Genomic DNA, 23398 nt, shown 5'->3' on the forward strand with positions numbered 1-23398 from the left:
TTGCCGGCAAGCCTGGGGGAGCAGGATGATCCATGATGATTAAAGAAATCTGACGCTGGAGGTTTGTTATGGCCCGTACTCCCTCGACCATGCTGCCTTTGGGCACCCCGGCCCCTGACTTCAGCCTGCCGGATGTGGTGAGCGGCCAAACCATTTCCCTCTCTACTTTTGCCGACAAGCCCGCTTTGCTGGTGATGTTTATCTGCCAGCACTGCCCCTATGTGAAGCACGTGCAAGAAGAGCTGGCCCGCATCGGCAGAGATTACAAGGATCGCGGCGTCGGCATTGTAGCCATCAGCGCCAACGATGTGGAGAACTACCCCGACGACAGCCCCGAGAACTTGAAGAAGATGGCCGAGACCTTGGGCTTTACCTTCCCCTTCTGCTACGACGAAACCCAAGAGGTGGCCAAAGCCTTTAGCGCTGCCTGCACCCCCGACTTTTTCCTATTTGATGCGGAGCGTAAGCTGGTCTACCGGGGCCAACTGGACGACAGCCGCCCCAGCCTGACGGATGTGCCGGTGACGGGCAAAGACTTGCGGGCGGCACTGGATAACCTGCTGGCGGGCAAGCCCATTGATCCTGACCAAAAGCCCAGCCTCGGCTGCAACATCAAGTGGAAGCCCGGCAACGAGCCCGACTACTTCAAGCAAGCCTAAATCCGCCGGAAGTCCTTGAGTATAACCCGAAGTTGCCGACCAGGGGTACAGCGCCTACCCTCAGAAAAAAGCGGGCAGCGATGTTAAAAAATTGCGCTGGCTCGCTGGTTTAAAGCTGCAGGGAATTGGGCAGGTGCTCCTGCCGTCCAGCAAAGCCGAGGTTGGCAAAGGCAATTCTGGCCATGCTCTAACAGCTACTCCCACTGCCTCTGCTCAAATGGCCAGTGTAGCCCATCAGTAAACTACCCGCTTCTGGCCGCTAAGCGGTACGGAGCGGGCTTAAGCGCTACGCGCCGCTGACGCGAATGGCAGCCCTGCAGTTGGCAAGCTAACCACGGACTCCAGGCTGGTTTACAGCAGCCCCAAAACGCAATCCCATGGGCGCTCCGCCTCTGACCAAACCTACTGGGTTTCTAGGGATCCCTTAAACTTAGCGGGACTAGCAGCATAACCTTCAGCAGCAGGGCTCAGCGCTGTTTACTGCATGTTTTTGTCAGGCATCCGCTGGCAGCAGCTCATTAAGAAACTCATCCTGCACTTCACCAAGAGCAGCTGTTAGCTTTGCCCGTGCTGCCAACCCTAGCGCACCTAGGATCTGTGCAGGCGTCCGCATGGTAAACTTCAGCGTTAGCTTCTGTTCTGAAAGAGGCAACCCATCTGGCTGTCGGTCGAAGACTCCTGCCGAGATGAAGCACAGGAGCGCTCTCTTTGTAGCCTCTGAAGATACAGCACTACCAAGGGCGCCGGTTGCCGTTTCGATGATTGTTCCCAGTTCAACGTTGTGCGGTGACACTTCGGCAATCCAGGCTGCAACCCTACTCAGGTCGGCAGGAGCCGGCAGCCGAAAAATTGGCAATCCCGTGGCTAGCAACGACCGGTAGTTCTCGACCGAATGCACAAAGTCGCTACTCAGATCGGGCAGTGCCTCAGCCGCCAGTCGAGCATTGGAGCGGGTTGCCAAAACGACAGCACCACCGCTGGAGCGAAACACGCACAGCTTCGTACCTGCACACAAATACTGAAGCAGCTCGACAAATTTCGCAAATCCGACCCGGCTTGCCTCAAAATCGGGTACTGCGTGACGAATGGCCTCACTCACGACCGACAAATGAAGGCCCTGGCCACTCAGATCGCGTTGGGCTTCCTCATCGTTTTCCAGCCAGTGAAGAATCTCCTTGGCCTTTGCGATCACAGCCTGTCGGTCGCCTGTCCCAACACGCCTTATGGCTCTTGCCATACGAACAACGAGGGGAGTTGTGATCTGCGGCCCCTCCCCAAGGCCTTGGAGTGTGGATGTGGATTCCCGGTCACTTCTGTCCTCCGGATCTGGGATAGGCACGAATTCATCGCAGATGGCTTGGAAGACACGGTTCGCCGCGCTCGTGTATGCACACCCAATGACGACCTTACCGTACTCATGAAGCTTCTTCGCCAGGGAGGCAAAGCCGCCGTCACCGGAGACTATGACGAACACCTCGATTGATGGTCTGATATGTGCCAAGTCAACCGCGTCAATTGCTAGCTGGATGTCAGCAGCATTCTTTTTTTGATCTCTGGAAAAACCGAACACTTGTACGGGCTCGATACCCAACTCGTTGATCTCTCCACGCATGACGCCAAGTCGCGGGTCACTCCAGTTGGCATAAGCGCGTTGAACCGCAATTGCCGATAAGCGGCCGGTCTTGCGGACGGATTCCAGTATTTCTCGGAGTGACAAGTTGGCCAGCGTCTGTGCAGAAAACGCATAACCCTTCAGGAGATTCTCGATATCGTAGAAGATTGCAGTGTTGAACGGCATCGCCTCCCTCCATGCAACATTAACGCCTAAACTCGCTTGCCACAACCCTACCAGGATTTCAACTAGTGACCTGTTCTGAAGTCAGGTGCGGTACTCCCAAAAATCTACCGGATTCCCACCGACGTAGATCCCAACATAGCCACCAACTAGGTAGCCTGCCTTATCCCGACAATCTTGCTTTTATTTCAGCTTTACCGGATGGCACTCCTTGTTGCACAGCGAGGTTACTTCCGTGTGCAAAGTACCACTGCTCACCCATCTGCTCCCTTAAATTAGTGATTTCCCACGCCGAGCTTCAGTTCCTTCTGCTACGGGGTGGCCGCCTCAAGCCTCCCTCCAAAACTGTCGCTGACACCCAAGTCACCCAAGCCGTCTGCTATTGTCTAGAGCACAGGGATCCCCCGCTCATTGCCTGGACTAGGCCGTGCCTAGGCACTCCAGACCCGCTGAAACCTGATGTTTTTCAAGCTTGGCACCATCTCTGACTCCATCCTGAAGGTTCAATTGGGGCATAGACACCGACGACAGAGCCCTGGCCAAGTTGACGAGGGGAATTATAACCTGCTCTTAATGTCGGTGCAGTATTCTCGGATGTGCCTTTAGTGAATGCAACTGCCTTTTTCTATGAACACCCGTCGTACTTTCCTGGCTTTCGCCGCTGGCTTGGTGGCTGCCGCCGGCGCTGCCTTCCTAGCTGCCGACAGCTTTGCCCAGTCTCCTGCCAACGTCAAAGTTTGGATTGCCTTTACCGATAACCGTCTCGATTGGGCCCGCGCAAAAGCGGCGGAGTTTAACAAGCAATTTCCTCAATACAACGTAACTGTTGAGGGCTACGGCAACTACGAAGAAATTCAACAGGCTACCGACCTCGCTATTCAACAAAATGCCGCTCCGGCGGTGGTGCAGTGGTTTGAGGTGGGCACCCAACGGGCACGGGATTTCGGCTACTTCAAGTCCATCGCCGAGGCGCTGGGCAACCGCACCGAGGTGAACGGGATCCCGGTGAACTTCGACGATTTTATCGAGCCGGTGGTGAGCTACTACACCCTGGATGGTAAGTTCACCTCCATGCCTTGGAACAGCTCCAGCCCCATCCTCTACTCCAACACCGCCATTTTGAAGAAAGCTGGGATCGAGAAGCCACCGGCCACCTGGCAGGAGCTGGAAGCCGCCTGCGAGAAGATCATGGCGCTTCCCGATGCGCCCCAGGGCTGCGTCACCTGGCCCAACCACGGCTGGTTCTACGAGCAGTGGATGGCACAGCAGAATGCTCTCTTGGCCAATAACGAAAATGGCCGCGCCGCTCGGGCTACCCAGGTCTTTTTGGACTCGGAGCCCTCGGTAGCCATCGCCACCTGGTGGAAAGGGATGTACGACAAACGCTACTACATCTACAGCGGCAAGCAGCGGGATTGGGCGGCCACGGAGCAAGCCATCCAAACCGGTACCGTCGCCATGGCCATCACCAGCAGCGCCGATGCGGCCAACATCACCAACGCCGCCAAGCAGAACAACATCGAGCTGGTCACCACCCGCATGCCCTACAACGCCGACAAGGGTTGGACGGGGAACTTGATTGGGGGCGCCAGCCTTTGGTTGGTGAAGGATCTGCCCAAAGAGGTGGAAGAGGGGGCACTGACCTTCATGTTGTGGCTGAATAGCACCGAAAATGCTGCCGAGTGGCACAAGGTAACTGGCTATCTGCCCATTCGCAAAAGCTCGGTAGCCTTGCTGGAGTCGCAGGGCTGGTTCAAGGAAAACCCCAACTTCTTCACTGCCATCGACCAAATCAACAACTCCAAGGTCACCCCTGCCACCCGTGGGGCGTTGCTGGGAGCCTTTCCTGAGATTCGCAACGTGGTGACCCAGGCTATGGAAGATCTCATGCTCAAGGGCGGGGATCCGGCCCAGGCCATGGCCAAGGCCAACGAGGAGGCCAACCGCCTGCTGGCCGAGTACAACTCCCTCTATCAGTAATTGGCCGGTAGCTGGGATGCTGTCGGATTGACGGCGAAATCCGAAGATGGGGAGTGGGCAGCCGCCTGCCCCTTTCTTGGCTTTTGCAAGGTTAGAGGGGAAAGAGAACATGGGGGAATGGATGCAAGTGCTGGTGCCACTGCTGGCAGGGTTGTCAGGGGCCCTCTGGGTGGGATCCCGTTTTCGGCACATCGAGCGGCCTGTGCTGCTGGGGGCGGCTCTGGGGGGTCTGGCAGGAGGGTTGGGATCCCTGATCTTCATGGTGCCGCTGGATTTTTGCACCTTTGCGCCGGAGCGCAAGGCCATCGACCTCGCTTTTGGCGTGGGGCTGGTGGTGGCGGGCATGGCCATCCCCCTCTGGCCGCTGCTGGCGTGGATCCGCAAGGAACAGGAGCGCCGCCTGGGGATCCCCAGTGCAGCCCCCCAAGAGAGGGGTATCTTCAAGCAGGGGTGGCTGGCCTGGCTGCTCTTGTTGCCCACCTTCACCATTTTGGTGGTGTTTCTCTACTATCCAGGGCTGGATACCCTGCGCCTTTCCACTCTGCTCACCTTTGTGGGTGCACCGCGCAGCCGCTTTGTCTGTGTGGATAACTTTACCGCTCTGCTGACAGATTCCACCTATCTGCGCAGCCTGGGGATTACCTTTGCTATTTCGGCGGCTATCGTGGTGCTAGGGCTGAGCGGATCCCTGTTGATCGCCACGTTGCTCTACCAGCCCATTCGCGGAGCGGCGATCTATCGCATCTTACTGATCTGGCCCTATGCCATTTCGCCAGCAGTGGCCGGCATCATCTTTTTCATCATCTTCAACCCCTTGGGCGGTGTAGCCAACTACTTACTGGGGCTGGTAGGGATCCCACGTTTGAACTGGCTGAGCGATCCCAATTTAGCCCCTTGGGTGGTGATCTTTGCCAGCGTTTGGAAGCAGATGGGCTACAACATTTTGTTTTATTTGGCTGGGCTGCAAAACCTGCCTAAAGATTTGCAGGAGGCGGCTGCCATCGATGGGGCAGGGGCCCTTCGCCGCTTTTTTGCCATCACCCTACCGCTGCTTTCCCCCATCACCTTCTTTTTGGTGATCACCAACATGACCTACGCCTTTTTTGATATTTTTGGCACCATTGATCTGCTGACTGCCGGCGGCCCTTCCGGATCCACCTCGGTGCTGATCTACGAGATCTACAAAATCGGTGTATCGTCGGGCAATTTGGGCAGAGCAGCCGCCCAATCAATTGTGCTCTTCTTAATTGTGGTGGGCCTGACGATCCTGCAATTCCGCACCACCGAGCGTCATGTAACGTATGGAGGATGAGAGTTGAGAGCCCCGCTCCCAGAGGAGAGGGGCTAGGGACGAGGGCTGGCCTTTTTTGAGAGAGAGCAAAATCTAGGACTCGTCGGCGTCCGAAGGCTCAGAAGGGGCAGACAACTCGCGCCACTGCTTGAAAACATTGCCTAGGTTGCGGCGGAACTCGCCAATTCCCAGCAGGGATCCCGGCTCTGGATCCCAAGAAGCCGAGAACACGCCGTAGCTAATACCCAAAAAGCCAAGGCCGAAAAAGGCCAGCGACTCCACTAGGGTAAAGTAAGGTGGCAGAGCCACCACATGGTTGGTTAAGAGATAGTAATTGACAAAAAAGCTGCTCAAGCCAAGGCCAGAAGGGATCCCGGAAAAGACCAAGATCCGCCGCACCATGCGCCGGCTCACCTCCGGAGGGATAACAGCAACCGGCTCTCTTTGGGTCGGCTGCTTCTCCACCTGAGCAGGGGTAGGGCTGGAGCGGCGGCGGGAGGCTTTGGAATAGCGGCTGGACTTGCCCACGAAGGTAGCTCTCCAACAGCGATTTAGCTAGCTGCCTACTTTCTCACGCGGATGTTCAACCGTTCGGCCAGCTCCCGGAAGCGGTCGGGAGAACGTTTGGCAATGTAGTTGAGCAGACGCTTGCGCCGACCGATCATCATCATCAGGCCGCGGCGGGAGTTAAAATCTTTCGGGTTTTTCTGAAGGTGCTGCGAGAGTTGGTTGATACGGCTGGTTAGAAGAGCAACTTGTACCTCCGCAGAACCGGTGTCGGTGTCGTGAAGTCGGTAGGTCTCGATAATCTCCTGCTTTTCTTGCTGCAGTAAGGCCATAAGTTCACAAAAACTGGATGCACTGCCTCAGAATGATAACATCGGCTTTTCGTCCTTTGCTATAGCCAGGTTAGGGGGAGAATAAGGAGATGACGACAACTTCTGGGGATCTGCCGGCCTTGCTGGAGCTGTTGAGCTCTCAGAACTTGGGGGATCGGCTGCGCGCCGTCAACAAAGCCAGAGAGCTCCCCCCGACCGCAGCCTTGACACTGTTGCAGCGAGCTGTAACCGACGAGAATGCCCGCGTCCGCTATGCCGCCATCAGCCAATTGGGCACCCTCTCCGGCGAAGGTGTCGATCCGGCTGCCCTTTTGCCGATTCTGCGACGGTTTTTGCGAGAGGATCCCGAGTTCGATGTGCGGGCTGCCGCCGCCGCCGCCCTGGGGGATCTGAAGCAGCCGCAGGCCCTAGACGATCTGCTAGAAGCCTACCAGCGAGAGACGGAGTGGCTGGTGCGCTTTAGCATTGTCGCCGCCCTGGGCGAGCTGGGTAACCCCGCCGCCTTCGATACCCTAGTGCAGGTTTTGCAGGAAGAAGACGAGCTGCTGACAACAGCCGCCGCCGCTGCCCTGGGAGATCTAGGGGATCCGCGAGCCATCCCCCATCTGGAGCCCCTCATCGATTCGGACGACTGGCAGTTGCGCTACCGCGTCTGCATTGCCCTAGCCCAGCTTGGCACCGAGGCAGCTCGCCCTGGCTTGACCCGCTTGGCTCAGGATCCCCAAGAGCAGGTGGCCGCCCACGCCCGCGCCGCCCTAGCATCTCTGTAGGCAGCCCACCTCTTGACACTCAGACAGGCTTTGCTCCCCAGCAGATACGAGCTAGCTCATGGCGTTGATGATGTAATCAAAGTAGGGAGCGGCCTCGGCGGCGGAGTCGGGATCCAGCAGGCTGAGGGCTGCTTCCTTCAAGAACACGATCGCATCGATCATACCGGCAATGGGCACGTTGAGGGCATTGTACATCTCCCGCACCCCTATCAGGCCGATGGACTCGATCGGCTCCTTGCTGCCAGCAATGATGCCATAGGTCACCAGACGTAGATACCAGTCGTAGTCCCGCAGGCACTGGTTGTAGCGCTTTTCGCCGTAGGCATTGCCGCCGGGTTGTATATATTCGGGTCGCTTGGCAAATAGCCGCTTTTGGGCCTCGTCGATGATGCGCTTTTTATTTTCTGTTAGCACCTGAGCGATTTGCAGACGCCTCTCGCCGCTGCTCATGTAATCTTTGATAGCTTCCAGTTCGCTGACTGAGAGGTAACGCAGTTGGTCATCCGCAGTCTCGATGATCTGGTTGATCACGCTCACGGTAGGGATTCTCCTGTTTTGTAACGCTCTTTCAATTCACTTAATCAAGCCAGCCCAGCAACCCATCCCCCTAGCCAAAGGCTGGCCCAGAAGATGAGAAGACAACTTAGCAAGCTAACTGCTCCCAGTTTAGGATAGGACAGACCTTACCCTCAAGCACCTGGCCCAGCCGGCAGACCGGCTCTAAATCCGGCCCCGCAGCCATTGGGCCATCTCGTTGCGCCGTGGAGCCGCCTCCAGACACACCTCCTCAGTAATCCGTCCCTCCTGGTAGAGCCGAAACAAAGACTGATTCATGGTACACATGCCCTCGTAGGAGCCGTCGGCAATCAGCTCCTCAATCTCGTCCACGGCGCCCCGCTTGATGTAGTCGCGGATAGCATCGGTGTTGCGCATGATCTCGTGGGCCGCCGTCCGCTTACCATCGGTGGTGCGCACCAGCGTCTGGGCAATAATTGCTACTAGAGTCTCCGCTAGTTGCAGACGCATCGGCTCCTGCTCCTCCGGCCGGTAGATCCCCAAGAGACGCTCGATGGTGCGGACGGCACTGTTGGTGTGCAGGGTTCCGAAGACCAAGTGGCCAGTCTGACCAGCCTTCAGAGCCGTATCCACCGTTTCCCGATCCCGCATCTCCCCAATCAGGATGATGTCTGGATCTTCGCGCAGCGAGGCCTTTAGGGCGTTGGCAAACTCCAGAGTGTGGATCCCAACCTCCCGCTGCCGCACCATCGATTTCTTGCTTTGGTGGACGAACTCGATGGGATCCTCAATGGAGATGATGTGCTTGGCGAAGTTGGAGTTGATGTAGTCCACCATCGCCGCCAGAGTCGTGGACTTACCGGAGCCGGTGGGGCCAGTTACCAGAACCAGGCCCTTGTGCTCTTCGGCAATGCGCTTCAACACCTCCGGCGCTCGCAACTGCTCCAAGGTCAAGATCTTGAGCGGGATCAGACGCATCACCATCGCCGGCCCCAGCAGGGAAACAAAGCAGTTGACCCGGCAGCGCACCAGGCCTTCGTACTGGATAGCGGTATCCAGCTCCAGGCACTCCTCAAATTGCCGGATTTGGTTTTCCGGCAGGCTTTCCCGCAGCCAGCCATAGAACATCTCAGTAGTGGTGACCGGGTAGTTACTCAAGACCATTTGCCCCCGATCCCGGAAACGGGGCACCTCTCCCACCCCTAGGTGAATATCCGAGTAGCCTTTTTCGTAGGCTTCCTGCACCAGTTGGCGCAGCGTCGGGCCAGCGGGGGCAGACTTAGGAGCAGCGGCGGCCACCGGGATCCGTCCAGCAGCCGTTGGTCGAGCCGGCGGCCCAAAAGGCGGAGCAGCCGGACTGGGGCTGGGGGGAGACACCTGAGGCCGGGCGGCAGGAGCTGGAGCGGGCGGTGGCATCTGCGAGGCAGTTGCAGGGCCAGGCATGGGCACTGGCGTCTGAGGCGGAGCGGCAGCCACACCCGGTGGAACGGGTCGACCCAAGATGGGTTTGGGAGCACTGGTGGCAGGACGCGATCTAAGCCCTTGAGGGGGAGAGGCAGCCAGTACCGGATCCAACTGGGTTGGGGGCTCCACCGGCGGCGTCTGCGCAGCCTCCCGCGCGGGGCGCTGGATATCAGGCGGGGTCGGCGGCTTCCAACCGGAGTCTAAGTCAGTGGGAAATTGGTTCTCAGGGCTGACCTCGCTCATAACAGGCCTCGCTTCTGGCAGGATCTGCGTCGATTTTAAGCTAGTATGCCCAGCTTGAGCAGAGGGTTAGCTTTCTTGCCGGCAAAGCGCTGCGGGATCCTTAAAAGTTGGACGGGTGGCGAATGAGGCTCAAGAACTCCTCCCGCGTGCGGGGATCCTCCTGAAATACTCCTACCATGGAGCTGGTGACCGTCCAAGAGCCGGGCTTTTGCACCCCCCGCATCACCATGCACATGTGGGTAGCCTCGATAACTACCCCCACCCCATAGGGATCCAGCATGGTCATCAAGGCTTCCGCGATCTGGCGGGTAAGACGCTCCTGAACCTGCAGGCGGCGGGAGTACATCTCGACAATGCGGGCAATCTTGCTCAGGCCAACCACTTTTTGGCGGGGGATGTAAGCCACATGGGCCTTGCCGATAAAGGGCAACAGATGGTGCTCACAGAGGCTAAATAGGGTTACGTCCCGCAGCAGCACCATCTCGTCGTGGCCCTCGTCGAAGATGGCGCCGTTGATGAGATCTTCCAGGGACTGCTGATAGCCGCTGGTCAAAAACTTCAGCGCGGCCACCACTCGCTCCGGGGTTTTCTTGAGACCCTCCCGCTGGGGATCTTCCCCAATTCCCCGCAGCAACGTCTCCACTGCGGCCACCATCGCCGGATCCAGGCTTTCTGAGCCCCTGGGCTCTTGCTCTGCCGAGTGGGACAGATCGCGAATAACCCGAGACTTGAGGTTGGCTTTGTCGTTGAGTCGCAATTCGGCACCGGATCCAGGCTTGGCAAGAGTCATAGCAGGATATTCCTTTGGTTGAACGAAGGGTTGAAGGAACTTGTCGAGGGAGACAGGGCCGGGAAACCCTCAAAACTGGGCTAGCAAGGCCACTCCAGGAAGAGCCAGCCTAAAAGGCCCCCGCCGCCGGCATGAGGGTGAGATCTTCCACCACAGCACCCCTGGGCAGGCGAACGATGTGGGCAACCAAGTCCGCCACCCACTCCGGCGAGAGCATTTGGGAACGGTCGAAATCGACCTGAACTGTGTCCCAAAGGGGGGTATCCACAGCTCCGGGACACAGGCTGGTCACCCGAATGCCATGCTGCCGTTCCTCTGCGGCCAGGGCTTGAGAAAAGCCCAGCAGGCCAAACTTGCTGGCGCAGTAGGCCCCCCAATTGGGAAAGGCTCGCTTGCCCGCAATGGAGATAATGTTGACAATCGTGCCGCAGCGCTGCTGGCGCATCCCGGGCAGAACGGCTTGGGCACAGAGAAAAGCTGCCGTCAGGTTCAAGTCGATCACTCGCTGCCAATCGGACAAAGATAAGGTGGCCAAAGGCCCAACCTGGGCTATGCCGGCGTTATTGACCAAGACATCACAAACACCAAATCGATCCAAAAGAGCTTGCAACCGCTGCGGTAGAGCGGGCAAGTCGGCCAAGTCGATGGGAAAAACCTCCGCCTTTCCTCCTTTTGCCTGGATCTCCGCCTGCACTGCCAGCAAATCGGGGTGGGAACGGGCAACCAAAGCAACCGCTATCCCTTCCTCGGCCAGTCTCAGAGCTACCGCTTTGCCGATCCCTCGACTGGCCCCCGTGATCAGGGCACGTTCAGGGAACTTTCTCTCAAAACTCATCCAGAACAGAGACCCTGGAAGGCGCTATCGAGAGCAAGCGCCGCCAAAGTCTGGGAAACTTCGTTAACTAAGTGTAACACTGATTTCTGCCACCCAAAACAAATGGTCGAAGCTGGGATCCCGACCCCTCTCTATCCCGAGCCGACCGGCCTCAACACAACTTGGGGTATGGTAGTCTACTAAAAGTAGTGAAAATCTTTTGCAACAATCGCCATGGCCGAGTTCTTGGTTTCCTCAACGTCCACTGCTGCCCGGGCGGATTCTCCCTACATTCTTCAGGTTGAGGGCATTAGCAAGAGGTTTCCTGGCCAGCGGCAGTGGGTTTTGCAGGAGGTGGAGTTTCGCCTGCCTCAGGGAGACATTCTGGGGATTGTGGGCCCGTCGGGCTGCGGAAAAACCACCCTCTTGCGTACCATTGCCGGTTTTGAGCAGCCAGACAGCGGGCGGATCCTGCTGGGAGGACAGGTTGTGGTTGGGGATGGGCAGTGGATCCCGCCGGAGCGGCGGGGAGTGGGGCTGGTGTTTCAAGATTTTGCCCTGTTTCCGCACTTGGACGTGTTGGCTAATGTGATGTTTGGCCTCCGGTCCACCAACGCGACTGCGGCAGGGGCGCAGCGGAGCCATCACCCTCCCTTGACGGAGTGGCGAGGTACTGCCCAACAGGCGCGGGAACGGGCTTACGAGGTGTTGCGCTTGGTGGGCCTAGAAGGCTACGTCCACCGCTATCCGCACGAGCTCTCGGGCGGTCAGCAGCAGCGAGTGGCTCTGGCCCGGGCTTTGGCCCCCAGGCCCAGCCTGATCCTTTTGGATGAGCCGCTGAGCAACTTGGATGTGCAGGTGCGCTACTACTTGCGGGAAGAAATCCGCAAAATCCTCAAGCAAACCCAGACCTCGGCCATTTTCGTTACCCACGACCAAGAAGAGGCCCTCTCCCTTTCCGATTGGGTGGCGGTGATGCGGGAGGGCCGCATCGAGCAATGGGGATCCCCGGAGGAAGTTTACCGGGAGCCGGCTACCCGTTTTGTGGCAGAATTCATCGCCCAGGCCAACTTTCTGCGCTGTGAGCGGCGGGAGTCTGGTTGGCAAGCTAAGGAGCTGCTGCAGATTCCCTCCCAGTTTCTCCGAGATCAGCCCGATCCCCATCTGCGCGAGGGAGAGTTGATGATCCGGCAGGAGGAGTTACGTCTGCATCCGGATCCGCAAGGGAGAGTTACCATTCGGGATCGTCAGTTTTTGGGGCGGGAGTATCGCTATTGTCTGGTCACAGAGACGGGCAAGGAATTGCACGCCCTGGCGCGGGAAGCTTTGCCCGTGGGCACGCGGGTTCAAGTTACCGTCGAGCAGGGCCGTCTGTTCCCCCTTTCCCAACCTTAGGCAGTAGCGGTCCCCCAGCAAAACCGATCGGGAAGCAAGAGCTTTGCCTAGTGGGAATTGGCCTTCTCAGCCCAGACTCTGCATCCAGAGGATGGAGGGGCGATCTGTATTTGGTGTGGATCCGCTTTGTTGGACTCCGTATATAGTAGGAGGTGATGCGGGATCCCCACCCAAAACAGGGGCTTTACCCCTCGACAGGGGTTGAGCAAATGCTTTAACCTTGCCTTCTAGGGTGGCCCAGGGGCGCTCGTCAAAAAGGGTAGAGGGGGGGTAGTGTCAGCAAGGGCCAGTTCGCCAGGCGCTGTCCCCAAAGTCCCAAGAGTGTGCCGCATCGCTCGCCCGAGCTGTGTTGAGCAAGGTAAGCTTGGTCAGCTCTTCTTGGGCAGAGGCCGTCGGTTAGGGTCTTAGGGATCTGACCCCATAGCAACGAAGACAAGGCGCAAGGCCGGGAGTAGAGATGAAAAGGATGCGCAGTAATGCAGTGCCGCTTTTGGGATCCCTTTGCCGCCGCGCAGCTCAGGCAGGTGGGCGGGCTGTGTTCGTAGCAGCAGTTCGCAGCACTCTCCTGCTGGGGGTGGCGGGGGTAATTTGGGGGGGAGTTCCTATTTTTGCTCAAGGGGGGCTCCTCTTGACTCAGGCAGTGGCAGCTCCCATGAGTCGTCAAGAAGTGGCGGAGCGGCTGAATCTGGTGCCGGTTTTTGCCATCGTGTCTCAGAACGGCACCCCTGTGGTCGCCAACGTAGAGCGGGAGGGGCGCACCATCCAGGTGGCTTCTTTTTGGCTGGATCAGAACCAAGCCCAGCAAGCGTTGCAGCAGGTGAAAGCCAAGAACCCTGAGGTGGGTCAGCAGGCCCAGGTGGTGCCCATTCCCTTGGGCTACGCCTACGAAAAGTCGGAAGAAGAGCGGGCCAAGAATAGCGATCTGTACTTTGAGGTGGTGCCCCGGGCTGCTGATGTAGAGGCGGCCAAGCAGGTGCTGAAAGAAACGGGTCAGGAGGTGCCGCCGGAAGTGATCGGCGTGCCGCTGTTCTATGGCCGCTCGGGAGAGGGGCTGCTGACCATCGAGCAGGATGGCCAGGAGGTGGTGCCTTTCTTCTTCGACCGCAACGACCTGAAGGGGGCTTTGGATCGGGCGGCGGCGCAGAACCCAGAGGTGGTCGGCAAAACCCAGATCGAGGTCACTTCCTTGGCCATCGTGGTGGAGCGCATGTTAGCCCCTGACGCCCAGGAGGATGTGCAGAAGATTGCTTTCATCCCCCCGCGCGCGTCGCTGGAGTACGTGCAATCGTTAGTTCGCTCTGCCACTCCTCAGCCCAATTCACCTGCCACTCCCCAGCCTCAGCGGCGCTGACCTAGCTCCTGATGGGATCCCCGCTGGTGCAGCAATTGCTGGCCTGGCGTGCCCAGGCTTTGCGGGCGGCGCAAGCTGCCGGCATCTCTCCTCAGGAAGTGGAACTTTTGCTGAGGGAACGGCTGGGCTGGGGATCGTTGGAGCGCTTGCTGGGTCGGCCCCCGACGGTGCAGGGGGATCCCCTGGCGGAGGTAGAGGAGCTGTGGCGGCGCCGGCTGACAGAGCGCATCCCTCTACAGTACCTGCTGGGAAGGGTAGAGTGGGCGGGTTTGAGCTTGCGGGTAACGCCAGCGGTGTTGATCCCACGCCCGGAGACCGAGCTACTGGTGGAGCAAGCCTCCCTTTGGTTGAGGTCTAACCCGCTGCCGCCGGGATCCCTTTTTGCCGACCTGGGCACCGGTAGTGGGGCAATTGTCATCGCTTTGGCCCAGGGGCATCCCCAGTTGCAGCTTCTGGCGGTGGACGTGAGCCCAGAGGCTTTGGCCGTTGCGGCAGTCAATGTGGCGGACTATCATCTGCAGGAACGGGTGAAGCTGTTGCAGGGATCCTGGTTTGCGCCTTTGGATCCCTGGCGAGGCCGGCTGCGTGGCCTGGTTTCCAACCCGCCCTACATCCCCACTGGAGAGCTGGCCTACCTCATGCCCGAGGTACGGCTACACGAGCCACGACAGGCCCTCGATGGGGGGGAAGATGGGCTGGTGCACTTGCGCCTTTTGATTCAAAAGGCACCGGATTACTTGGCCCCCAACTCCTTTTGGGCGGTGGAGGTGATGCAAGGCCAAGCTCCTTGGGTGGTGGAGCAGTTGCAGGCCAGAGGCGGCTATCAGCAGATCCAAGTCCACAAGGATCTGGCTGGAATTGAGCGGGTGGTCAGCGCCCATTTCGTCGGCTAGAAAGTTGGAAAGAAAAAGGTAGGATCCAGGAGCGCGCTGCTGTCAAATTAGCTAAAACCCAAGGCTCTCCATCCGAACACATCACCAGATCTCCTACCTTTCGTCCAAAGTACCTCTTGAGGAAACCCTTGCCTGCAGCAAAACCCGATCCTCCCTCCCAGCAGGCCGCTGCTGCCGCCGGGCAAGAGGCGGTGGACTGGCAGTTTGCGTTTGAGCGCTCGGAGGTGATGCGCGCCTTTCAGCAGGAGCTGCTCGTCAGTATTGGCCACGAGCTGCGCAACCCCCTCAGCAGCCAGATGGGATCCCTGCAGTTGGTGCTGTCCGATCTGTGCGATTCCCGCGAAGAAGAGCGGGAGTACCTGCAAAGTGCCAAAGAAGCGGTGGAGCGCCTGATCAAGTTGCTCGAGGAGTACACTCGCCTGGCTCGCCACGACCTGCCCATTCAACCCTTGCAACCGGAGCCGACCCGACTCCGCCCCCTCCTTCAGGATGTGTACAGCCTAACTCGCCTACAGGCCCAGGATCAGGGCATTCGCTACGAATGGCCGACCCTACAACCGCCTTCTGCCTCTGAGCTGCCCGCCTTCTCGGAGAGCCTTATGGTTTGGGCAGATCGCCACGGTTTGGTGCAGGCCCTGCTGGGGGTGTGTCGCTGGGGTATTCGCACCCTACGCTATGGTTCGATGACTCTGCACCTCTACCCCATCGCAGCAGCAGAGGGGCGCCTTTGCCTAGAGTGGAATCTGGAAGGGCGGTGCCATGTGCCCATCCAAACAAAGGGTTGCGCTGCTTGGCGGGTGAGCGAGCGGCTCCTGAGAGAAATGGGGGGCGATCTGGAGCTTTGCGAAAGCAGCCTCCACCGGGTTGTTATCAAAGTAACCCTGCGCCTTGCCCAGTAAATCTCAGACAAAAGAAGATACCCTTTCCTGCGAGGGAGAACTACTCTTCCTCCTCGCCTTTGGAAAGAGCGCCGTGGACGACCTCGACTTTTGCAGGCCGACAAGAGCTTGGCTGCACTAGGGGCAATTTGCCTGTGACTTGGATCTGGGATATCTAACAAAGCTTAACCTTCGCGGCGCAGGGCCAGCTCAGCGCGATCCAGTTGCATCAGCACCCGCTCCACCTTCTCCGGGTCAAGAGGCCGGTTGGAGGTGCGGTAGTGGGAGGCCACGGTGTTGAACACGGTGCGCAGAGTAGTGAAGGATTGCAGCTTGTCGTAGCGATGGCCATGGTAGCGCCCTGCGAATTCTTGCATAGCCTCCATCACTTCCGCCCGCGCCTCTGCCGGGTTCATCACGGGATCCGCTTCCGAAAGGACGGTGCGCAGCGTCTGAATCAGAGTCATGCTGTCTTCGTAGTACTTGCCGGTGAGACGGGCCGCCTGAGCACTTGCGGTCGTCCAGCCCAGCACCAGGATGACCGAGAGCAACAGGCCGAGAAGGCGTAGAAAAAAAGTTTTCAGCATGGGAAGCTTGCCTTATGTAACTTATCTTTAAGCATAAGTCACAGCGACGCCGGAAGAGGAGCCATTGAGAAGATGCCGTCCACCTTCTTCAACCACTTGCTGCCGGAGCTCGCCCAGTACAGATCCCACGCGATCATGTTGGCCCTGATTTTGGGGTTTGCTTGTGCTCACAGTGGGCTGGCCTACTTGCGCCCCTGGGGAGAAGCTTGGCTGGGATCCCGTCTGTACCGCCTTCTTTTTGCGCTGGTCAGCCTCAGCTTGGCGCCGCTGCTGCTGATCTACTTCTTTAACCATCGCTACGACGGCGTGATCCTTTGGGATCTCCATGCTGTCCCCGGCATTCACACCACCGTTGTTCTTTTGTCGGCGCTCTCGTTTTTCTTTTTGTATCCGGCCACCTTCAATTTGCTGGAGATCGCTGCCATTCAGAAGCCGGAGATCCACCTGTTTGAGAGCGGGATCATCCGCATCACCCGCCACCCTCAAATGGTGGGCCAGGTGATCTGGTGTGTGGCCCATTCCCTTTGGATTGGCTCCAGTTTCATGCTGGTCACTTCCCTGGGGTTGGTGGCCTATCACCTGTTCGCCGTCTGGCACGGGGATCACCGGCTGGAGCGGAAATACGGTCAGGCCTTCCGCGATCTCAAGGCCCGTACTTCTGTGATCCCCGGCTTGGCCATTCTGCAGAAGCGCCAGCAACTGCAACCGCGAGAGTTTCTACGCTGGGCCTACCTGGGAGTGTTCAGCTTCGTAGTGATTCTTTACGCCCTCCACCCGCAAATGATATCTGCAGCCAGCAGAGTTGCCTGGTAGCATGATCCCAAAGAACTTCTTTAGTTTGGGAGTGGCGATCTTGCAAGTTGCACTTGATGCTTTTAATCAAGAACTTTTGACAAGCGATGGATGGGTTTTGGTGGATTTTGGCGCCCCTTGGTGTGGCCTGTGTCGTTTCATTCAGCCGATTACCGATCGCCTCGCCTCCGAGTGGGGAGGGTCGATCAAGGTGCTGCGGGTGAATGTGGACGACAATTTTTGGCTGCCGCGCCGCTATCGGGTGCGCTCGCTACCAACCTTAATTTTGTTTGAGAAAGGTCAAGAAGTGCATAGGTTAGAGCACTTCGCCAGCCGTGATGATGTGCTCCGCCGTTGCGAGCAGTTGTTTCTCGCTCATCTGCGCTATTTGGGCCCGCCAGGCCCCTCTTCTTCCCTAGCTCCCCAGGCACCGCCGCCAGGGGTGTAGAGGGTGAGCACATCGCCGGCTTTTAAGGGGCGGCTGATCTTGCTGGGCAAGGGATCCCCGTTGACGAGGTTGATCCCCACCTGGCCAGGCTCGCCGCCTTCTTCCCCTTGGGGGGCATGGTGACGCCGGTCGGTGAGCAGGGAGAGGGTGCAATCTTGCAAGGTCTGGAGGGAGCGGATCAGCCCCCAGCCGCCCCGCTGGCGGCCATGGCCGCCGGAATCCGGGCGTAGCTCATAGCGCAGCACCCGCAGGGGATACTCCAGCTCCAGAGCTTCGATGGGGGTGTTGAGGGTATTGCTCATGCCCACGTGGACACCGTCCAGGCCCGGTCGCTGCCGGCTGGCTCCTTGGCCGCCCCCCAGGGTTTCGTAGTAGGTGAAGTGGCGGTTGCCCAGCACACAGTTGTTCATGGTGCCCTGCCCCTGGGCAATGGCACGGGATCCGGCCACCGGGGCTAGGGCTTTGAACACCACATCGGCAATGCGCTGCGAAGTTTCTACGTTGCCCGCCACCACCGCCACCGGAAATTGGGCGTTCACCAGGCAACCAGGCGGGGCCACGATCTCGATGGGATCCTCCAGGCCGACATTGCTGGGCGCCGTGGGATCCAACAGGCAGCGCAGGGCAAAGAGCACTGCCGAGCGGGTCACAGCCAAAGGTGCGTTCAGGTTCCCCGCGGTGGCCGGGGCTGTGCCGGCAAAGTCCACCCGTAGCCTCTCCCCCCTTACCTCAATCTGCACCTGGATGCGGAGCGGCTCGGGCGGATCCCCGTAGCCCTCCAGGTAGTCGCAGGCGGTGTAGATCCCAGCGGGCAGAGCCTGGATCTGGGCCTGCATCCGCCGCCGGCTGTAGGCGATCACCCCGGCAATCAACTGCCAGGTCTCCTCCTCGCCAAAGCGGGCCAGCAGCTCGCGAAACCGGCTCACCCCCACGGCGCTGGCTCCCACCTGGGCCTGCAAATCCCCCTGCCGCTGCTCAGGGTTGCGCACATTGGCCAGGATCAGGCGCAGCAGATCGCCCTGCCAGCACAGCTCCCCCGTCAGGGTCATTTGGGCCAGCCGCAGCGGCGGGATCACCAGCCCCTCCTGCCAGATTTCCGTGGAGTCGGCCGGCATGGAGCCAGGGCGCATCCCCCCAATATCGGCATGGTGAGCCCGGTTCACCGCGTAGGCGCAGACCTGCTCTGGATCCCGCAGGCCGGGGATGGCTGTAACCACCGTGATATCCGGCAGATGGGATCCCCCCTGGTAGGGATCGTTGAGGACGAACACATCACCCGGCCGCGGGCCGGTTGCCACCACTGCCCGCACTGCTTCCGCGAGAGCTCCCAGGTGCACCGGAATGTGGGCCGCCTGGGCAATACAGGCCCCTTGGGCATCGAACAGGGCCGTCGAGCAATCCCGCCGCTCCTTGATGTTGGCCGAGTAAGAACCGCGGATGAGGCGCGCCCCCATCTCCTCAGCGATCCCCGCCAGCGCATTGGCCATCACCTGCAACCGGATGGGATGGGAGACGCTATCCATGCTCCTCACAGCCTGCGCCCCAGCCAAACAGCCACCCTGCGGATCCCTTGCCAAAACTGGAGACGCCGCTGCCAGCGGTCGAGGTTAGTGCGATTCTCCCGCAGCCGATCCCGTAGGCGCAACAACTCAGCCGGCGTGGGAGCCAAAGCCCGCTCAGCTGCTTCCCGCCAGTCGGCCATGGCCCGCTCCGTAATCCAAAGCGCCGATCGCAAGCTCAAGACAGTAGGAATAAGAGCAACCAGAGCAAGAAACAGCAGCCCATTGAAGCTGCAAACCGCCCAAACTGCCCACTCTGTCCCTGATGCAGCAGTCACAGAGAGCTCAGCAAGGGATCCCGACAAAGCTTACTGCTGCTGCAGCATCAAGGGGCGCAACACACGGCCATCGCCGACCACCACCACCGTGGACAATACCTGTCTGCCGCGCCGGAAGGTAATGGGTACCCGCTGGCCCACCGGGGTGTTTTGGATAATTTGCTGGACGTGCTGCACCGAGGTGACCCGCTGCCCGTCCACCCCAATCAAAATATCTCCCTGGGCCAGACCCGCTTGTTGAGCCGGGCCATCCTGGAGCAGACCAACCACCTGTACCCCTTGGATTTGAGGCGCGGGGCCAAACAGGCGACGACTGATGGCGCCTTGAGCTGGCTGTCCATCCACCGTTTCGATGGCAACCCCGATAAAACCGTTGCCTGCAACAGCAGGCGACGCCTGAGCCCCGAAACTGTCAACCTGAACCGTGGGGCTGTAGAAGTTGTAAGCTTCACCCCCAACCGAGTCACAGGGGTAGGCCACAACTGCATCTGCCAGCAGGAGGGAGGCGGGCAGGGCAAGGGCAAGCTTGAACAGAGTGTTCGGTTTCTGCATAGTTCGACCCTGGAAACGGCGAAGAATGACAAGTTGGGATCCGCAAAAGCACTGGGATGGATCGACCAGCCCGCGGGAGACAGCGGAAGTCATCAACCGGGCAGCTTGCACCGCCCTTCCCTCAGTGATAAACCCAAAATCCGCAACTGTCGATAGGTTGGGGCGCTTTCCTGGAAGGTATCCCAGTTTTCAAGGTGTTGCCAACCAGTCCAAAACCGTCTCCCTGCGCCCCAGCCTCTCTCCCGAAGGCTGCAAGTTGAGCTCCTTCCCCAAAGGTGAGCGACAAGACCTAGAGGTCAGCGCAGCGATCCGTGGCCTGCACCAGGGCGGTGCGGATCCCGGGCTCGGTGATGGAATGGCCGGCATCGGGAATGAGGTGAAACTCTGCCTCTGGCCAGGCCTGGTGCAGCTCCCAGGCGGAAATGGGCGGGCAGACCACGTCGTAGCGTCCCTGGACGATCACAGCCGGCAGATGGCGCAGGCGCTCCACCCCCCTAAGGAGCTGGTCTTCAGGATCCAAAAAACCCCCATGGACGAAGTAGTGGCACTCGATGCGGGCAAAGGCCTCGGCAAAGGTCTCCTGGCCAAAGCGCTCGATGAGCTCAGGGCTGGGGATCAACTTGCTGGTGCTGGCCTCCCAGATGGCCCAGGCGCGGGCCGCTCTCAGCCGCACCTGGGGATCCGGGTCGTTGAGGCGGCGGTGGTAGGCTGTCAGCAGGTCATCCCGCTCTTCGGGGGGGATGGGCTCCAGGTAATGTTCCCAAGCATCGGGGAACAGGTAGCTGGCCCCCGACTGGTAAAACCAGCGGATCTCAAAAGGGCGTAGCAGGAAAATGCCCCGCAAGATAAACCCCAGGCAGGAGTGGGGGTGGGTTTGCCCATAGGCCAAGGCAAGGGCGCTGCCCCAACTGCCCCCAAACACCCACCAGCGCTCAATGCCCAGGTGTTGGCGCAGCTTCTCGATATCGGCCACCAGATCCCAGGTGGTGTTCTCCCGCAGCTCGGCGTAGGGGCGGCTCTTGCCGCAGCCGCGTTGATCGAACAGCACCACCCGCCAGCGGCTGGGATCAAAGTACTGCCGGTAGAGGGGATCGATCCCACCCCCTGGCCCCCCATGCAAAAACACCACCGCCTTGCCCGCCGGGTTGCCGCACTGCTCGTAGTAGAGGGTGTGCAGGGAAGAGACGGGGAGAAAGCCGTGATCGTAGGGCTCGATGGGCGGGTAGAGATCGCGCTGCATAGGCAGATCTGGAAACAAGCAGCTCTCTAGGGCCTGCGCAGGGCGATGGTGGCCTTGGGGGGGATCCCTTCTTGGAAGGTCTCGCCATCGGCGGCCACGATGATAAATTGCAGCTCCTGCCCCGGCTGGGCGCCCAAATTGCTCCAGGGAATGGCCACCTCCAAACAGGCATCCACCACCGCCTTCACCTGATGGTTGATGGGGTGCCAGCTATGGTACTCCCCTGCCTGCAAGAGCTGAGCCTCGACGGGTGCGGGATGCTGGCCGGTGCCAGGCGGCGGCAGCGACAGCTTCAACAGGTGGCGGTAGAGATAGTTGAGGGGGGCTTCTGCCGGCAACCCCTGCAGGGGAATGGGGCTGTTGACGGTAACGCGGTTGGGATAAAACCACAGCACCTGCAATTGCTCGGGCCGCTGCACCACCGAGTTAAAATCCAGCCGCAGATAGAGGTTGAAGTGATCGAACCCGTACCAGAGGCGGCGGACGACGCTGTTGCGGTGCATGGTTCCTCGGGCTGCGCCGATCTCCACCCGCCCGGCCTGGCTCCACTCCCGTTCGGCGGGGCGACCGTTGATGGTGGGATGGATAAACCCCTGCGGCAGGCGATCCCCCAGCCCGTCGTGATCCTCGAGGGGAAACTGCAGCGCCGCCGGCACCGCCTCTCCCAAAGCGGTGTAGAGGGCCTGTAGATGTTCCCGAAACAACTGGTCAAAAACGGCATCGTGGGCGGAAGAGTGGCCTGCCCCAAACCACCAGAACCAATCAGATCCCTCAGCGGCCCAGAGGGCTTCCCAGGCCTGGGGGGTGGCGTGAGGGTGATCCTGGATCACCTGGCGGGCTTGGGCAAGGAGCTCCCAGGCGCGGTTTTTGACGGGATCCCCAATCCAAGTGGTAAAGTCGGCCTCAATCCAGGAGCCGCTGTGCAATTGTTCGGCTGGCAGAAACTCCGTGGGGGGAAACTGATCCAAAAACTCCGACACCTTCACCAAGCGCAACGCCGGGTGCTGGCTGAGGCGGGCATAGAGGTTTTCCAGGAAGGGGCGGCCATCTTGGGGGTAGTACTCCCAGCAATTTTCCCCATCCAGGGCAATGGTGACCAGCCAGGGCTGGTCTTGGGGTAGGCGGTTGCGGATGCTCTCCAGGTGGCCGATGAGATCTTTGGCGGCAGCGTCGGCAGGCATGGCGCTGTAGCTAAAGCCAATGAGATCGGAAAGGCGGTGATCCCGAAAGATGATGGCCAAATCCCCTGCCTCGCTCTCCAGACGGTAGGGGCGGTAGAGCTTTTCCGGCTCGAGGATATGGCCCTGCCCGTCGCGATGAAAGGGTTGGCCCAAGCTCCAGCCCAGCACTCCCTCGTCGGAGATGATCCAATCAAAGCCTTGTTTCTGGATCAGGGGCACGATGGCGGGGCTGACCGCCTGCTCTGAAGGCCACAGACCCCGCGGATCGCGGCCAAAGCGCTCCCGGTAGATCTGCTTGGCCCGCTCCAGTTGGCTGTGGACATCCTGCTCCCAGTGGAAGGGGTAGCGGGGCAGGGGCAAGCCGGGCCGGGCCACCCGCGCCGAGCGCTCGCTCACCAGCAGGGGCAAGATGGGGTGGGTGTAGGGGCTAGTGGTCAACTCCAGTTGGCCGCTACTTTGCAATTTGGCGTGCTGGGGCAGGATGGCGGCCAGGATCTGCTGTTGCTTGGCGTAGATCCGCTGCCGATCCGCCAGGGTAAAGCCGGATCCCATCTTGATCCAGCTCTCGATCTCAGGATCCTCCTGGAAGAGGGGATCGAACCAGGAGAGGTTGTGCCAGGCCAGCAGGTCGCTGAAGTCTTGGGGCGTCCAGTACTGTAGGCACCAGTTGATCCCTTGCGATTCCCGCTGTTCGTAGAGCTGGCGGTAGCGGGGGTAGGGCTCAATCATGGTGGGGTAATGGCTGTCGAAGAAACGCTCGACAATGAAGCGCCGCTGCTCCGGGGTCAGCTTTTCGACAGGAGATAAAGTCAGCTCCAAATAGGGATCGAAGGCCGAGCCGGCCACGTAGTCTTCGATTTGCACAATGAGAGAGGGCACTAGGTTAACCGTTTGGTGCAGGCGGGGATAGCGCTCCAGCAGCAAAATTAAGTCCAGGTAGTCTTTGATCCCGTGCAGGCGCACCCAAGGCATGCGATATTTACCCGCCAGCGGGCTTTTGTAGAGGGGCTGGTGTTGGTGCCAAACCAGGGCAACATGCAGCGGGTAGGTCATGGGAGGCACGGGATCCAACCATCACCCGGA

At 59.6% G+C, this 23398-nt stretch carries 23 protein-coding genes; 10 read left to right on the plus strand and 13 right to left on the minus strand.

Annotated elements, in window-relative coordinates:
• Positions 1-68 precede the first annotated feature (68 nt).
• Entirely contained in the window at positions 69-659 is a 591-nt protein-coding gene (locus NW845_RS00120; RefSeq protein WP_414366415.1) for a thioredoxin family protein, read from the plus strand.
• Between the two features lie 493 nt (positions 660-1152).
• On the opposite strand, the gene NW845_RS00125 is transcribed toward NW845_RS00120, so the two are convergent.
• Positions 1153-2457 (minus strand): NYN domain-containing protein, encoded by a 1305-nt coding sequence (locus NW845_RS00125; protein ID WP_414376168.1) that lies wholly within the window; start codon positions 2455-2457, stop codon positions 1153-1155.
• Between the two features lie 624 nt (positions 2458-3081).
• On the opposite strand from NW845_RS00125, the gene NW845_RS00130 reads away from it, so the two are divergent.
• The gene (locus tag NW845_RS00130) at positions 3082-4434 is read left to right on the plus strand and encodes an ABC transporter substrate-binding protein (RefSeq protein ID WP_414376170.1); all 1353 of its coding nucleotides are present in this window, start codon (positions 3082-3084) and stop codon (positions 4432-4434) included.
• 109 nt (positions 4435-4543) lie between these two features.
• Positions 4544-5746: a carbohydrate ABC transporter permease gene (locus tag NW845_RS00135; protein WP_414376171.1), complete on the plus strand. Its 1203-nt coding sequence runs from the start codon at positions 4544-4546 to the stop codon at positions 5744-5746.
• A gap of 72 nt (positions 5747-5818) precedes the next feature.
• Here NW845_RS00135 and NW845_RS00140 read toward each other — a convergent pair whose 3' ends face one another.
• Positions 5819-6253 (minus strand): photosystem II biosynthesis protein, encoded by a 435-nt coding sequence (locus NW845_RS00140; protein ID WP_414366575.1) that lies wholly within the window; start codon positions 6251-6253, stop codon positions 5819-5821.
• A 35-nt stretch (positions 6254-6288) separates the two neighbouring features.
• Positions 6289-6564 carry a 30S ribosomal protein S15 gene (rpsO, locus tag NW845_RS00145; RefSeq protein ID WP_414366576.1) on the minus strand — a complete coding sequence of 92 codons (276 nt, stop codon included), beginning with the start codon at positions 6562-6564 and terminating at the stop codon, positions 6289-6291.
• Between the two features lie 89 nt (positions 6565-6653).
• On the opposite strand from rpsO, the gene NW845_RS00150 reads away from it, so the two are divergent.
• Positions 6654-7334 carry a HEAT repeat domain-containing protein gene (locus tag NW845_RS00150; protein ID WP_414371228.1) on the plus strand — a complete coding sequence of 227 codons (681 nt, stop codon included), beginning with the start codon at positions 6654-6656 and terminating at the stop codon, positions 7332-7334.
• A gap of 51 nt (positions 7335-7385) precedes the next feature.
• Here NW845_RS00150 and apcD read toward each other — a convergent pair whose 3' ends face one another.
• The 4 genes from apcD to NW845_RS00170 all read right to left on the minus strand — a co-directional run bounded on the left by apcD (position 7386) and on the right by NW845_RS00170 (position 11182).
• Positions 7386-7871: an allophycocyanin subunit alpha-B gene (gene apcD, locus NW845_RS00155; protein ID WP_414371226.1), complete on the minus strand. Its 486-nt coding sequence runs from the start codon at positions 7869-7871 to the stop codon at positions 7386-7388.
• A 183-nt stretch (positions 7872-8054) separates the two neighbouring features.
• Positions 8055-9350: a type IV pilus twitching motility protein PilT gene (locus NW845_RS00160; protein ID WP_414371297.1), complete on the minus strand. Its 1296-nt coding sequence runs from the start codon at positions 9348-9350 to the stop codon at positions 8055-8057.
• A gap of 307 nt (positions 9351-9657) precedes the next feature.
• A complete protein-coding gene (gene folE, locus NW845_RS00165; RefSeq protein ID WP_414335003.1) occupies positions 9658-10347 on the minus strand; it encodes a GTP cyclohydrolase I FolE in 690 nt (229 codons plus the stop codon).
• A gap of 109 nt (positions 10348-10456) precedes the next feature.
• Positions 10457-11182 (minus strand): SDR family oxidoreductase, encoded by a 726-nt coding sequence (locus NW845_RS00170; RefSeq protein WP_414376172.1) that lies wholly within the window; start codon positions 11180-11182, stop codon positions 10457-10459.
• Between the two features lie 213 nt (positions 11183-11395).
• Here NW845_RS00170 and NW845_RS00175 point away from each other — a divergent pair, with 213 nt between their 5' ends.
• From NW845_RS00175 to NW845_RS00190, 4 genes are all read left to right on the plus strand, one after another.
• Positions 11396-12556 carry an ABC transporter ATP-binding protein gene (locus tag NW845_RS00175; RefSeq protein ID WP_414364569.1) on the plus strand — a complete coding sequence of 387 codons (1161 nt, stop codon included), beginning with the start codon at positions 11396-11398 and terminating at the stop codon, positions 12554-12556.
• A gap of 466 nt (positions 12557-13022) precedes the next feature.
• A complete protein-coding gene (locus NW845_RS00180) occupies positions 13023-13907 on the plus strand; it encodes a Tic22 family protein (RefSeq protein WP_414364571.1) in 885 nt (294 codons plus the stop codon).
• 11 nt (positions 13908-13918) lie between these two features.
• The gene (gene prmC / locus NW845_RS00185; RefSeq protein ID WP_414376174.1) at positions 13919-14800 is read left to right on the plus strand and encodes a peptide chain release factor N(5)-glutamine methyltransferase; all 882 of its coding nucleotides are present in this window, start codon (positions 13919-13921) and stop codon (positions 14798-14800) included.
• A 128-nt stretch (positions 14801-14928) separates the two neighbouring features.
• A complete protein-coding gene (locus NW845_RS00190; RefSeq protein WP_414364574.1) occupies positions 14929-15699 on the plus strand; it encodes a sensor histidine kinase in 771 nt (256 codons plus the stop codon).
• A 164-nt stretch (positions 15700-15863) separates the two neighbouring features.
• Here the strand turns inward: NW845_RS00190 and psb27 are convergent, their stop codons facing one another.
• Positions 15864-16265: a photosystem II protein Psb27 gene (gene psb27 / locus NW845_RS00195; RefSeq protein WP_414364576.1), complete on the minus strand. Its 402-nt coding sequence runs from the start codon at positions 16263-16265 to the stop codon at positions 15864-15866.
• A 72-nt stretch (positions 16266-16337) separates the two neighbouring features.
• Here psb27 and NW845_RS00200 point away from each other — a divergent pair, with 72 nt between their 5' ends.
• Positions 16338-17078, plus strand: coding sequence for an NnrU family protein (locus NW845_RS00200; RefSeq protein WP_414371218.1), 741 nt, complete (start codon positions 16338-16340; stop codon positions 17076-17078).
• Position 17079: 1 nt separating this feature from the next.
• Positions 17080-17505, plus strand: coding sequence for a thioredoxin family protein (locus tag NW845_RS00205; RefSeq protein WP_414364580.1), 426 nt, complete (start codon positions 17080-17082; stop codon positions 17503-17505).
• Here the strand turns inward: NW845_RS00205 and NW845_RS00210 are convergent.
• From NW845_RS00210 to NW845_RS00230, 5 genes are all read right to left on the minus strand, one after another.
• Positions 17442-19028, minus strand: a complete 1587-nt coding sequence (locus NW845_RS00210; protein ID WP_414376176.1) for a hydantoinase B/oxoprolinase family protein — start codon at positions 19026-19028, stop codon at positions 17442-17444. The two genes, NW845_RS00205 and NW845_RS00210, sit on opposite strands and share 64 nt — an antisense overlap.
• 5 nt (positions 19029-19033) lie before the next feature.
• Positions 19034-19240: a hypothetical protein gene (locus tag NW845_RS00215; protein WP_414364583.1), complete on the minus strand. Its 207-nt coding sequence runs from the start codon at positions 19238-19240 to the stop codon at positions 19034-19036.
• Positions 19241-19372: 132 nt separating this feature from the next.
• The gene (locus NW845_RS00220; protein ID WP_414376177.1) at positions 19373-19894 is read right to left on the minus strand and encodes a PDZ domain-containing protein; all 522 of its coding nucleotides are present in this window, start codon (positions 19892-19894) and stop codon (positions 19373-19375) included.
• Between the two features lie 289 nt (positions 19895-20183).
• A complete protein-coding gene (gene pip, locus NW845_RS00225; protein WP_414376178.1) occupies positions 20184-21134 on the minus strand; it encodes a prolyl aminopeptidase in 951 nt (316 codons plus the stop codon).
• A 26-nt stretch (positions 21135-21160) separates the two neighbouring features.
• A complete protein-coding gene (locus tag NW845_RS00230) occupies positions 21161-23368 on the minus strand; it encodes a glycoside hydrolase (protein WP_414376179.1) in 2208 nt (735 codons plus the stop codon).
• Positions 23369-23398 lie beyond the last annotated feature (30 nt).

The sequence above is a fragment of the Synechococcus sp. H60.2 genome, assembly GCF_047462315.1.
In the GTDB taxonomy this organism is placed as follows: Bacteria; Cyanobacteriota; Cyanobacteriia; order Thermostichales; family Thermostichaceae; genus Thermostichus.